Source organism: Paenibacillus artemisiicola (genome assembly GCF_017652985.1).
GTDB lineage: Bacteria > Bacillota > Bacilli > Paenibacillales > Paenibacillaceae > Paenibacillus_Z > Paenibacillus_Z artemisiicola.
In genome coordinates this window covers 44,900-57,646 of record NZ_JAGGDJ010000021.1, presented here as the reverse complement: position 1 = coordinate 57,646, position 12,747 = coordinate 44,900, and the positions used below count along the sequence as shown (strand labels likewise).

General features: G+C 64.6%; 9 protein-coding genes. 2 read left to right on the top strand and 7 right to left on the bottom strand.

What is annotated here, in order from left to right; all coding sequences use genetic code 11:
- From lacZ to I8J29_RS20875, 6 genes are all read right to left on the bottom strand, one after another.
- On the bottom strand, positions 1-3,087 hold the full coding sequence (gene lacZ, locus I8J29_RS20900; protein ID WP_338113253.1) for a beta-galactosidase, LacZ type: 3,087 nt from the start codon (positions 3,085-3,087) through the stop codon (positions 1-3).
- 75 nt (positions 3,088-3,162) lie between these two features.
- On the bottom strand, positions 3,163-3,981 hold the full coding sequence (locus I8J29_RS20895) for a carbohydrate ABC transporter permease (RefSeq protein ID WP_208849432.1): 819 nt from the start codon (positions 3,979-3,981) through the stop codon (positions 3,163-3,165).
- Entirely contained in the window at positions 3,974-4,870 is an 897-nt protein-coding gene (locus I8J29_RS20890) for a carbohydrate ABC transporter permease (protein WP_208849431.1), read from the bottom strand. Before I8J29_RS20890 ends, I8J29_RS20895 begins: the two co-directional genes overlap by 8 nt.
- A gap of 125 nt (positions 4,871-4,995) precedes the next feature.
- Positions 4,996-6,309 carry an ABC transporter substrate-binding protein gene (locus I8J29_RS20885; RefSeq protein ID WP_208849430.1) on the bottom strand — a complete coding sequence of 438 codons (1,314 nt, stop codon included), beginning with the start codon at positions 6,307-6,309 and terminating at the stop codon, positions 4,996-4,998.
- Positions 6,310-6,466: 157 nt separating this feature from the next.
- Positions 6,467-8,248, bottom strand: a complete 1,782-nt coding sequence (locus I8J29_RS20880; RefSeq protein ID WP_208849429.1) for a cache domain-containing sensor histidine kinase — start codon at positions 8,246-8,248, stop codon at positions 6,467-6,469.
- The gene (locus I8J29_RS20875) at positions 8,245-9,822 is read right to left on the bottom strand and encodes a response regulator transcription factor (RefSeq protein ID WP_208849428.1); all 1,578 of its coding nucleotides are present in this window, start codon (positions 9,820-9,822) and stop codon (positions 8,245-8,247) included. Before I8J29_RS20875 ends, I8J29_RS20880 begins: the two co-directional genes overlap by 4 nt.
- A gap of 227 nt (positions 9,823-10,049) precedes the next feature.
- On the opposite strand from I8J29_RS20875, the gene I8J29_RS20870 reads away from it, so the two are divergent.
- Positions 10,050-10,493, top strand: coding sequence for a YhfM domain-containing protein (locus I8J29_RS20870; protein WP_208849427.1), 444 nt, complete (start codon positions 10,050-10,052; stop codon positions 10,491-10,493).
- Positions 10,494-10,637: 144 nt separating this feature from the next.
- On the opposite strand, the gene I8J29_RS20865 is transcribed toward I8J29_RS20870, so the two are convergent.
- Positions 10,638-11,471, bottom strand: a complete 834-nt coding sequence (locus I8J29_RS20865; RefSeq protein ID WP_208849426.1) for an alpha/beta fold hydrolase — start codon at positions 11,469-11,471, stop codon at positions 10,638-10,640.
- 877 nt (positions 11,472-12,348) lie between these two features.
- On the opposite strand from I8J29_RS20865, the gene I8J29_RS20855 reads away from it, so the two are divergent.
- Positions 12,349-12,705 (top strand): hypothetical protein, encoded by a 357-nt coding sequence (locus I8J29_RS20855; RefSeq protein ID WP_208849424.1) that lies wholly within the window; start codon positions 12,349-12,351, stop codon positions 12,703-12,705.
- The last annotated feature ends 42 nt before the right edge of the window (positions 12,706-12,747 follow it).

The window sequence follows — 12,747 nt, the reverse complement described above, 5'->3', positions numbered from 1 at the left end:
TCAACCGCGCGCCGCGACCGCGCCGTCGACGGGCGACAGCGTGAACGCGAAGCTGAGCGGCCGGTCCGCCGGGATGCGGTATTCCGCGTGCACCGGCGCGCCCCAGCTGTCGTCGCCGCCGACGCCCATTTGGCGCCCGGCCACGGTGACGACGGTGTAGTGGACGTCCGGAAGCTCGTACGGATGCGCCGCGTGCTCCAGCTCGAACGCCGTATACGGCGAGACGGCGCATTCTACCGGCGCGGCGGGCGAAGCGGCGAGCTGCAGCCCTTGCCCGCAGCCGTCCGTGAGGCGCAGCCGGCGAACGCCGGTCCGGTTGCCGGACTCCTGCGGCACCAGGTACGGCGACGGCAGCTCCCGCACGTCCCGCGAGAACAGGCCGAGACGCGCGCCGAACGCGCGGTCCGCGTAATTCTCTTCCGGCCCGAGGGCGTACCATTCCGTATGCCCGTAATCGGCGGAGGTCTTGAAGGACAGCGCGACGATCGGCACGTCCGGCAGTCCGGCCGCGCCGGAGTAATCCATCCGGACGCGGACTTGGCCGTCCGCGCGGACGGTATAGGCGACGCGGACGCGCAGCTCCGCGCTGATCGCGAAGGCGTAGTCGAATACCGCCGTCGCCTCCCCGCCGGACGCGGAAGCCTCCAGCGAGACCCCCGTGCACCGGCGCGCCAGGCTGGCCGCGTACCAGAGACCGGCGTCGAAGCCGAGGCTGGTTCCTTTGTCGTTGTCCGTCGTCGCCCGCCAGAACAGCGGCATCGGCGGCGCTTCGATCAGCTCCCGCGCGCCGTAGCGCAGCGAGACGAGCGAGCCGGCCTGCTTCGAGAACAGGACGGAGAAGCCGTCGCCGTGCACGCCGATGTTGACGTCGCCTTCGACGACGCGGAGCGTTCCCGCGGCAGGCGCGAGCGCCGCGTCATCCGCCTTCGCCGCGACCTCGAAGCGGCCTTCGCCGAAGGCGACCTCGTGGCCGGCCTCGGCCCACGCCTCGTCCGCCTTCAGCATGAGCGCCGCGTGCACCGCGTACTCGCCCGGGGCCGCCGCCGCTTCGTCCGTCAGCCGCACGGGCACGAACGCCTCCTCGCCCGGCGCGACCGATGCTTCGCCGGTCCACCGGAACGTCTCGATGCCATCGCGGTACAGCTTCACCGACAGCGCCCAGCGGTCCGTGTTCGCGAACAGGTTCCTGTTCGCGATCCGCACGCCTTCGCGCGACGGCGCGAGCCGGACGTTCTGGTACAGGAACTTGACCTCCTGCAGCTTCGGCGTCTCGCGCCGGTCGGCGAACACGATTCCGTTGCCGCAGAAGCTGTAGTCCGTCGGCCGGTCGCCGAAATCGCCGCCGTAGGCGAAATATTCGCGGCCGTACCGGTCCCGGGCGATCAAGGCTTGGTCGATGTAATCCCAAATGAAACCGCCCTGGTACTTCGGATAACGGTCCTCGAGCTCCGTGTACTTGTGCATCCCGCCGACCGAATTGCCCATCGCGTGCATGTATTCGCAGCTGATGTACGGCTTCGCCGGATCGGTCTCCAAGTAAGCGATGATGTCCGCCGGCTTCGCGTACATCCGGCTCTCCATGTCGCTCGTCGCGTCGTAGGCGCGGTTGTGGAACACGCCCTCGTAGTGGACGAGCCGGCCCGGATCCCGTTCGCGGAAGTAATTCGACGCGTCCAGGATCACCTGGCCGGCGTACGATTCGTTGCCGCAGGACCAGATCAGAATCGACGGATGGTTCTTGTCCCGCTCCAGCATCGACCGCGCCCGGTCCAGCACCGCGCCCCGCCATTCCGGCTTGTCGCCGGGAATGTTCCAGGACGGCTCGACGGCGCCCATCTTCTGCCAGGAGCCGTGCGTCTCCAGGTTCATCTCGTCGATGACGTACAGGCCGTATTCGTCGCACAGCTCGTACCAGCGCGTCTGGTTCGGATAATGCGACGTGCGGACGGCGTTCATGTTGTGGCGCTTGATCGTCTTGACGTCCCACAGCATGTCTTCTTCCGTGACCGACCGGCCGCGGCGGGCATTGAACTCATGGCGGTTCACGCCCTTGAAGACGATCCGCTTGCCGTTCAGGCGCATGACGCCGCCGCGCAGCTCGAACCGGCGGAAGCCGGCCCGCTGCACGATCGCTTCCCGCAGCTCGCCGCTCGCGTCATAGATCGACAGGCAGACGCGGTACAAATACGGCGTCTCCGCGCTCCACGTCTCGACCCGCCCGGCGTCCGCCGCGAGCGTTGCCCGGCCGTTCGCGAACCGGCTTTCCGCCTCGGCCACGACGTTCCCGTCCGCGTCCTTCAGCGTCAGCTCGGCGCGCCCGCCTTCGCCGGGGCTGTCCGCGCGTCCGAGCAGCTCGAGGTCGACCGTCAGCCGGCCGTGCGCGTAATCGTCGCCCAGCTCCGCGCGCACCTGCAGGTCCCGGACGTGCGCCTCCGGCACGGTATACAGGTACACCTCGCGGAAAATGCCCGAGAACCGCCAGAAATCCTGGTCCTCGAGCCAGCCGCCCGTGCTGCGCTGATACACCTCGACGGCGAGCTTGTTGTCGCCGTCCCGCAGGTACGGCGTCAGCTCGAACGCCGACGGCGTGAAGCTGTCCTCGGCATAGCCGACGAAGCGGCCGTTGAGCCAGACGTAGAATGCCGACTCCACGCCTTGGAACGAAATATACACCGGTCCGGAACGCAGCTCCTCCGTCAGCCGGAATTGCTTCACGTAGCTGCCGACCGGATTGCGCCGCGGAATCGCCGGCGGCCGGACGTCCTCGAGCCCGTCCCACGGGTACATCGTGTTGACGTATTGCGGCCGTCCGCGGCCCTGCAGCTGGATATGGCCCGGCACGTCGATGTCGTCCCAGGCGCCGCAGTCGTAATCCGCCTCGTAGAAGCGCTCCGCCCGGCTCGCCGGATCGGCCGCGCAGCTGAATTTCCACCGCCCGTTCAGCGATTGGCGCATGGCCATGGGCCCGCCGCGCTCGGCTTCCGCCATCGTGCGGTAATACCGGTGGTCGGAGTGCGCGTCGAGCCGGTTCACCCGGTATACGTCCGGGTCGCTCAGCCAATGGATGTCGGCTCTCGTTGCTTTCACAATGCGGAATCCTCCTTGCGTATGCTTGCTTGCCCTCAGTTTGTTTGCCTACGGCTTGCTTGCCTTAAGCGTTGCTTATTTGACCGATCCGGTCATGCCGGCGACGAAATGCTTCTGCATCAGGAAGAACACGATGGCGGTCGGCAGCGTCGCGATCAGAATGACGAGCATGTTCACGCCGTAATCCGGCGCGTAGCTGGAGCCGAGGTTGGAGATCAGCAGCGGAATCGTCCGCTTCTCCGGCGACTGCAGCACGACGAGCGGCCACAGGTAGTTGTTCCAGCTGGACATGAACGTGATGATCGCGGCCGCCGCGTACGACGTGCGCATCGTCGGCACGTAGATGCGGAAGAAGACGCCGAGCTCGTTCAGCCCGTCGATCCGGCCCGCTTCGAGCATGTCCTTCGGGAACATCTTCGTGCTCTGGCGGAAGAAGAAGATCAGGAACGCCGTCGTGACCGTCGGCAGCACGACCGCCGACATCGTGTCGATGCCGATCGCCGGAATCACCCGCGTGATCGTGCCGAACATCCGGTACAGCGGCACCATGAGCGCCGCGAACGGAATCATCATGGACAGCAGCAAAATATTGAAGACGACGTCCTTCGCGCGGCTGCGGAAAATTTCGAAGCCGTAGCCCGCGAGCGAAGCGATCAGAAGCGCGAGCACCGTCGTCGAGATCGAGATTTTGGCGGAATTGAACAAGGCCGGCCCGAGCGCGATCTGATCGACGATTTTGCTGAAGTTGGCGCCCAGGTTGGCGCCCGGCAGCAGCGTGCCTTTGGTGACGTCGACCGACTTGTTCGTCGCGCTGACGATCATCCACAGGAACGGGAAGATCGAGATGATCGCCGCAAGGCTTAAGAATACGTAGGTGAAGGTTCGTTTAGCCATTTCGGTCACCTGCCACTTTGAACTGGATGATGGAGAAGATCACGATCAGGATGACGACGCCGTACGAGACCGTGGCCGCGTAGCCGAAGTCCGGCGTGTACTTGAACGACAGATTGTAAATATATTGGGAGAGCGTCGTGGTCGCGTTGCCCGGGCCGCCCTTCGTAATGTTCATGACCTCGTCGAACAGCTGCAGCGTGCCGATCGTCGACGTGATGGACGTGAACAGGATGATCGGTTTCAAGAGCGGAATCGTGATCTGGCGGAATTGGCGGAAGGCCGATGCGCCGTCGATGCGCGCCGCTTCGTAGATGGAATTGTCGATGTTTTGCAGGGCCGACAGGTAGAAAATCATGTTATAGCCGGTCCAGCGCCACGTAATGGCGATGATGATCGTGATTTTGGCCCAGAACGGGTCGGTGATCCATTGGATCGGCGCGCCGACGAGATGGAGCTTCATGAGCGCCGTATTGATGAGTCCGTCGTTGCCGAACAGATACTTGAAAATAACCGAATACGCGACGAGCGAGGTGACGGCCGGCAGGAAGATGGCCGTGCGGAAAAATCCTTTCAGCTTCAGCTTGCTGTCGTTCAGCAGCACGGAGATGAACAGGGCGAGCACGATCATGATCGGCACCTGCACGATCAGGAAGACGAACGTGTTCTTGAGCGCGGTCAGGAACGTCTGGTCTTTAAAGAGCCGGGTGTAATTGTGGCCTCCGACGTAGTGCAGGTTCGTGCCCGTTCCCGATTGGAACGACAGGTTCAGCGCTTTGATCATCGGATAGAAGTAAAACGCGCAGATCAGCAGCACCGCCAGCGCAATGAACGACCAGCCGACCGCGTTCGTTCTCGCCTTGATGTTCAGGCTTGTTTTCGTTTTGCTCATTGGAGCGCCAGCTCCTTTCTTCTCGGCTTCATAATAAAGACCTTGGGACAGGTCCGCGGGACCGGCCCGATAACGACTCGGCGGCGCCGCGCGGATCCCTGTCCCAAGGCCCGGGCGTGAGGCGTTTATTTCACCTGCGCGTCGGCTTGGCTTTGCGCTTGCTTCAGCACGTCGTCCAGCTTCTGGCCGTTCAGGTAGTTTTGAATCTCGACGACGAGAATGTCTTCGATGGCGTACGTGTGCAAGCCATAGTTGACGCTCGGGATTTCGGTCGTCCACTTCGCGAAGTCGGAGACGATCTTCTGGCCGCCGAAGAACTCGTTGGCCGCGGTGTACGCCTCGCCGGAAGTCGCCGGCTTGTACGTGCCGATGGCGCCGACGTCCGTCACGAGCTTCTGGTACAGGTTCACGTCGGAGCCGAGCGTGTCTTTCAGGAACTGCGCGGCTTTCTCCTTGCCCGGCACGTTCAGGACGTACCACGAGCTGCCGCCGAGGTTGGTCGCGTGGACCGAGTTCGGCGTGTTCGCCAGCTTCGGCATCGGCGCGATCGCCCACTTGCCGGACTGCGACGCTTCCGCCGTGATCGACGGCGTGAACCAGTTGCCCGTCGGCACGGACGCGACGTCGCCTTTGTTATAGTTCGCGACGAATTGGCTCCAGTCGGAGTGAATCTTGACGATGTTCGCGTCCATCAGCTTCTTGTAATCCTCGAACGCTTCCTTCATGGCCGCGTTGTTCGCGATGTTCGGCGTTTTGCCGTCCGCGTCCAGGTACCACGAGCCCGCGGATTGGATCATCATGCGGATGATGCCGAGATCGTTCGGGTCCAGGGAGATCCAGTCTTTGCCCGTGGCCGCCTTCACTTTCTTGCCGATCTCGATGTATTGGTCCCACGTGATGTCCTGCAGGTCGTCGATCGTATAGCCCGCCTGCTTCAAGTAGTCCGTCCGCACGTACAGACCCGCTACGCCGGAATCGAATGGCAATCCGTACTGCTTGCCGTCGACCGCGGTCGTGCCGAGCTTGTAGTCCGCGAAGTCGCTCGGCTTGATCGTGCCGCTGAGGTCGTAGAACATGTCCGGATACGCCTGCAGGAAGCTCTGCGCGCGGTAATCCTCGATCAGGACGATGTTCGGCAGGCCCTTCGTGGTGCCGGAGCTCATGCCGGTGTTCAGCTTCTGCACGATATCGTTCTGCGCGTTCTCGATGATATCGACCGTCAGGCTCGAATCCTTCGCCGCGTACGCTTCCTTGGCGAGGTTCATCGCTTTGATGTTGAAGTTGGGATCCCAGGCCCAAACCGTGATTTTGCCGGTCGACTCCCCTGCGTTGCCAGTGCCGCCCGCGTTCGAGCCGGTGCCCGCGTTATTGCCCCCGTTCGACGAGCATGCCGAGAGAACGAATACGCAAATCGCGAGCAGTCCAATCCATTTCTTCACGTGCAAGACCTCCGATTGTCTGTATATTGTAAGCGTTTCCGCAACTTACAATTTCATGATAGCACCCGCCCGTTCGGGCTTGTTAGGACGATCTTTACAACGGCTTGTCATATTCTTATGAGTTATTGAAAGCGTTACCCGTCAGCTTGGACAATCTTTAGAAAGTTGTAAAATTATTATGCCGCAGCAGCGGAATCCGTATGCGGACCCGCGTCCCTTCGCCGGGCTTGCTCGTGATTTCGACCCCGTGGCTCTCGCCGAACAGCAGCTTGATGCGGTCGTTGACGTTGCGCACGCCGATGCCGCTGAACAGCTGCCGCTTGCTCACCTGCTTCGGCATCGTGCCGCTCAGGTTCATGCCGTCGCCGTTGTCGACCACCTCGCAGACGAGCGACGCGTTCTCCTGCGCGACCATGATGTGGATGTATCCTTCCGGCTTCTCGTTGAAGGCGTGGAAGAACGCGTTCTCGATGAACGGCTGGATCATCAGCTTCGGAATCCGGCAGTCCAGGCAGTCCGGCGCGATGAAGTAGCTGACGCGGATGCGTTCGCCGTAGCGCACCTGATTGATCAGGACGTAGCTCTTCAGATTATCGAGCTCCTCCCGGACCGTGATCATCTCGCTGACGTTGCCGATGGCGTTCTGCAGCAGCGAGATGAGCGCGTGGATCGTCTCCGCCGCCTTCTCCTTGCTGCCCTGCTGCACCATGAACTTCACCGAGGCGAGCGTGTTGTACAGGAAATGCGGGTTGATCTGCTGCTGCAGCGCCTCCAGCTCCGCGTTCCGCCGCTGCTTCTGCGTCTCGACGAGCCGGCCGACGTAGTCGTTCAGCTCGTCGATCATCGCGTTGAACGCGAGGGCGAGCTGCCGCGTCTCGTAGCTCCCGTCGACCTTGACGTGGCGGTCGAACTCGTACTTGGAGATCGTCGAGATCTGCTTCACGAGCCGGGTCATGGATTTCGTCAGGTTGCGGGAGACGAGGAAGACGATCAGGACGGTCACGGCCACGATGGCCATCGCGCTCAGCGCGATCCGCGGCGTGTCGGTCATCTGCCCGAGCACCTGCCGCTTGTCGATGACGTTGACCATGTACAAGCCGAGGCCGCCGAGCTGCTTCGCGAGCAGCAGCTGGTCCTTGCCCATGACGCGGGCGTTCAGGTAAGGCAGTCCCTTCTTGTCGATCGCCTCCGCGCTCGCGAGCAGGTCCGGGGCCCCGCGGCCGATCCAGTCGGCGCGGTTGGACGACACGATCCGGCCCTGCTTGTCCAGCACGGCGACGTCGTTGCCCGCGCTCGTGTTGCCGTCGTAGAAGCCGGCGAAATACGGCTCGCGCACGGCGAAATAGACCATGCCGTAGACGTCGCCGCTCCGGTCGACGAGCGCCTTGGACGCGATGACCGTCGGCGTCAGCCCCTGAATGCCGGACGTGGCCGCGTCGTCGTACGAATAGAGCAGCTTGCGCGGCTCGGCCAGCGTGCGCTTCGTGATGGGATGGCCGGGCAGGGCGCTGTCCGCGACGGGCCAGTACGACCGGTCCGTGGAATAGCGCCGGCCGTTGACGCCGGTGACCGTGATGCCGATGTCGTACGCGTCGACGCTGGAGCGGTACCGGTTCATTTGCTGCGCCATTTGGAAATAAGCGTTGAACATCGCCCGGGAGTCGCCTTCGTCCTCGGTGAGGAACTGCCGGATCGTGCCGCTCTGGGCGATTTTGTTCGCCGTCAGGATGATGGAATAGTTGAACGAGTCCAGGCTGCTCTGGATTTGGCCGACGATCTTCGAATTCGTGATGCTGAACGTGTCCATGAAGACGCGGCTCGACATGTTGATCGTCGTCCACGTGGTCGTGATCGAAGCCGCGACGATGCCGGCCGCCATGATGACGAACAGCTTGACGAACAGCCCGTTGTATTTGAACCGATCCAATACGCTTCTCATGGCTTCGCTCCGTTGTCCAGCAGGGCTTGCTGCCGGTAACGGCTCGGCGACAGGCCGGCGTGCTTCTTGAACACCTTGCAGAAATAACTGTGGTCGGAATAGCCGACCAGGCCGCTGATCTCCGAGATCGACGCTTCGCCGGCGCGCAGCAGCTCCTCGGCTTTCTCGAGCCGGACGCGGTGCACGTAGTCGACGAAGCCTTCGTTATGATGCGCGGAGAAGTAGCTGGACAGGTAGGACGGATTGAAGTGGAAATGCTTCGCCATCTCCGTCAGGTTGAGCGGCTCCGCGTAATGCTCGTGAATATAGTCCAGCAGCCGCTTCATGTTCGCGTTGCCGGCCTGCTCGTGCTTGGCGGCGATGCACGCCCGCGCTTCCGCGACGTACGCGTCCAGCAGCTCCGACGCGGCTTCCGCGCTCCGGGCTTCCTCGATCGCCTTGAAATAGTCGTACTTCTTGCTCTCGAGCGGCCGGGCATCGTACCCCATGTTGCCGAGCAGCACCGCGACGTTGAACATCAGGTTGTTGAGGAACGACTTGAACGCGAAGACGTCCGTGGCGTAATCCGCCCGATACGCCCGCATGAACGCGCGCACGTAGTCGAACGCCGCGTCGAAGCGCTCCCGCTTGAACAGGTCGGTGAACCGGTTCAGGTTGAACGGCTCCTGCGCTTGCGCCGGCTCCGGCAGCTCGTTGTGCAGCAGCAGCTTCCGCCCGCCGAGATAGAACGCGGCGTCCATCAGCCGGAGCAGGCCGTCCCGGTAGGCGGACTCGAGGCGCGCCAGCTCCGCGAACGGCTCGCCGACGACCAGCGCCGAGCCGGCCTCGGCCAGCTCCGGCGCGCCCGCCATCGCCCGCGCCCAGATCGGCAGCAGGCCGAGCGCCTGCTCGTCGAGGTTGACGAGCACGAGCGCCGCCGCCTGCTCGGACGCGAGCCCCCGGTACGCGACCCGGTGGGCCGGCGCGTGGTTGCCGAGCTCCGCTTCGATGCGCTCCCGGATCGCGGCGGCCAGCCGCTTGGCGTTCGGCCGGCCGCGCACGTCCGCGCCGAGCAGGCAGAACGCGCCGTGCGGGAAGGCCGCGGCCAGCTCGTCCCGCGCGCCCTCCGCCCCGTAGCCGGAGAGCAGCCGCTCGAGCGCCGCGTCCACCGAGGGACCGCGCCGCTCCGCGTCGCCGCCGGCTTGCAGTTCCGGGATCTTCGCGGCGGCCGCCTTCAGAACCTCCAGCATATGCCCGGTTTCGAGCTTCGGTTTCAAAATATAATCGCGCACGCCGCTCTGGAACGTCGCGCGCACGGAATCGAAATCGCCGAAGCTGCTCAGGACGATCACCTCGATCTCCGGATGGCGCAGCTTGATCTGCCGCGTCAGCTCTTCCCCGTCCATGACGGGCATGACGAGGTCCGTCAGCACGATGTGCGGCCGCAGCTCCCCGACGAGAGCAAGCGCCTCCTTCCCGTTCGCCGCCTCGCCGACGATCCGGAAGCCTTCCTGCTCCCAATTCATATAATGCTTGATGCCCTGCCGGATCAGCGCCTCGTCGTCGACGATCAGCACCTTGCAGTAATTCGACATGCCGCTTCCCCCTTATGCTGCCAAATAGGTACATTATAACCGAAATCGTCAAGGGGATTCTTTCGGGCGCCGGAACGTCCTGGCTCGTCCGAGGGCCTCGGCTTCGCTGTCTCTTCCGCTTGAAGGAACCAATGGGAAATCGCGGAAATCGGCTCGGTTCGCCCGGAACCTTCTCGCGTTTGCCGCCGTCTAAGAAGACATAAGCTGGAAAAGAATGGGGGAGTCTTATGCGAAAGCACAAACGGTACCTGCTGCTTCCGGTACTGCTGCTCGCGCTCGCGGCGTCGGGCTGCTCGTCCGGCGCCGAACGGTTCAAGGCGAGCCTGCCCGGCAGCGCCGTGACGAAGATCGAGCTGACCTGCGCGGAGCTGTGTCAACGGATGGATAAGCCGCCGTTCCAGTCTAGGATGATCTCGGACGAAGGCGAGATCCGCACGTTCGTGCAGGTCTTGGGCCATGCGAAAAAAATGGACGGCGCGCTCGATTACGGGGCGTTATTCCGAATGCGGCTTTACTTCGAGAATGGCTCGCAGAAAGATTGCGTGCTCAACATCGAAGACGAGGACGGCTGGAAGGGGCTGCTCGTCGACTCGGAGCATAGCTCGCAGGGCTGGGAGATTTCCGAGCAGGAGGCGAAGACGCTGCGGGGGTTGATTTACAGGGGCGATTGAGCGCGAAAACGCAATGCGCGTGCACCGGCGCGCGGAGCAAAAAAGGCAGCCGAACGAGGTTGAACCGCCTCTCAATTAGCGGACTACGTCCGATAAACGAGAGGTTGTTCAAGGTTCCGCTGCCTTTTTGCGCGCCGCCTTAAGCTACCGGTACCGGCGGGCCGGCGGCGTCTGCGCCTGCAGCGCCTTCAGCAGCTCCCGGTCGAACGTCTCCCGCTCGTCGTAAAACAACCCGTGGCCGCTCTCCTCGAACGGCACCAGCTCGGAGCCCGGTATGCCGCGATGCAGCAGCTCGGCGAGCTTGAACGGCACGATGCCGTCGTATTTGCCGTGCAGAATCGTCGTCGGCACGCGGATCAGCGGCAGGTCGCCGCGCAGATCCTCGTCCCGCACCGCCTGCATCCCCCGGATGGCGCCATAGGCGGACGCCTCGAGGCCGAGCCCGTCGAACCAAGCCCGGAACGGCCCGCTGACGGGCTTATGGAAGACGCCGCCGTTGAAATCGGCCGTCGTCTTCGGACGGTCGGCTTCCAATCCCCGGATGATGGCGTCGTAGTAGGCTTTGGGGCGACCGTCCGGAAAGCCCGGATGCTTGGTCGCGAGCGGCGCCGCCGCGGCCGCCAGCACGAGCCCGCGCATGCGCCGCGCGGCATGCCGGGCGATGTAGCGGATGGCGACCGCGCCGCCCATGGAGAAGCCGACGAGCGTGGCGTCCTGCAGGCCGAGCGCCTCCGCCGCGACGCGGACGTCGTCGGCCAGCCGGTTATACGAATAACCGCCGAGCGGCGCGTCGGAACGGCCGAAGCCCCGCAGGTCGATGCGGATGCAGCGGTAGCCGTGCTTCGGCACGACGTTCCACTGGTACTCCCACATTTTGCCGTTCAGCGGCCACCCATGGAGAAAGACGACCGGCCTTCCCTGCCCGACGTCCTCGACGTACAGCTTGACGTTCGCTTCCGTTTCGATGTAGCTCCCCACGCTTCATCCCGCCTTTCGTCCTTCTATATGTATACCGGCGGGGGCGGAGATAGTCGGGCTTGGCGAAAACCGACACGGGATAGGCTCCTGCCGCATAAACTGAACCGAGATATTCACCCATCCTTGCGTGCAAAAAGGAGACCGACTCATGTACAACTATACGTTTGTTCCCGGCGCGCCCGAGGGCTACCCCGATCGGAACAGAGGCTGCGGCTGTGGCGGCCCGCGCGGCATGACCCCGCTGCCCGGAGGCCCTGGCGGCCCTGGATTTCCCGGCGGCCCCGGCGGTCCGGGATTCCCCGGAATGCCCGGCGGTCCGGGATTCCCCGGCGGTCCCGGCGGTCCGGGATTCCCCGGCGGCCCCGGCGGCCCTGGCGGTCCGGGATTCCCTGGCGGCCCCGGCGGTCCGGGATTCCCCGGCATGCCCGGCGGCCCTGGCGGTCCCGGCGGCCCTGGCGGTCCGGGATTCCCCGGAATGCCCGGCGGTCCTGGATTCCCCGGCGGCCCCGGCGGTCCCGGATTCCCCGGCGGACCCGGCGGCCCTGGTTTCCCCGGCGGCCCTGGCGGTCCGGGATTCCCTGGCGGCCCTGGCGGCCCCGGATTCCCGGGCGGACCCGGCGGTCCGGGATTCCCCGGCGGCCCTGGCGGTCCCGGATTCCCCGGCGGCCCTGGCGGTCCCGGATTCCCGGGCGGACCCGGCGGTCCGGGATTCCCCGGCGGCCCCGGCTTCCCGCCTCCGCCGCCGCCGTTCCCCGGGCCCGGTCCGTTCCCGCCGTTCCCCGGGCCGTTCCCGCTTCCGTTCCCGATTCCGATTCCTATCCCGATTCCGGGCCCGGGGCCGTTCCCGCCGCCGGCGTTCGGCTTCGTCCGCGTCTTCGTGAACGGCGGCGGCTTCTTCCCGTGGCTGACCAGCGCCTTCAATGTGCGGCACTTCCCCGGCATGAACGTCGGCCAGGCGCTGGCGAGCACCGGCATCGTCCGCTTCGCCAATAACGGCCGCATCGTCGCCGTGGACGGCGTCGTCATCGCCGGCAACGTCGAGGTCATCGTCCGCCTGAACGGCCGCCCGATTCCGCAAACGCTGCTCTTCCTCCCCGTGCGCGCCGGCGACTTCGTCGGCCTGGAGCTCTTCGTGCGCGGACCGCGCGCCGACGAGGCCGCCTTCGACTACGCGAGCCAGGTCGAGAACAACTTCGCGGAGCTGCAGCGGCTGGAAGCGGAAGAGCAGGGCTGATCCGGCCGGCGGCCGCAAGCCCTCCCGCGTCCGGCGATTCCG

What these genes read in the sequence shown, in the direction of transcription:
- I8J29_RS20895 (WP_208849432.1), bottom strand. Translation starts at nt 3,981, where the DNA reads ATGGCTAAACGAACCTTCACCTACGTATTCTTAAGCCTTGCGGCGATC.
- I8J29_RS20890 (WP_208849431.1), bottom strand. Translation starts at nt 4,870, where the DNA reads ATGAGCAAAACGAAAACAAGCCTGAACATCAAGGCGAGAACGAACGCG.
- I8J29_RS20880 (WP_208849429.1), bottom strand. Translation starts at nt 8,248, where the DNA reads ATGAGAAGCGTATTGGATCGGTTCAAATACAACGGGCTGTTCGTCAAG.
- I8J29_RS20875 (WP_208849428.1), bottom strand. Translation starts at nt 9,822, where the DNA reads ATGTCGAATTACTGCAAGGTGCTGATCGTCGACGACGAGGCGCTGATC.
- I8J29_RS20870 (WP_208849427.1), top strand. Translation starts at nt 10,050, where the DNA reads ATGCGAAAGCACAAACGGTACCTGCTGCTTCCGGTACTGCTGCTCGCG.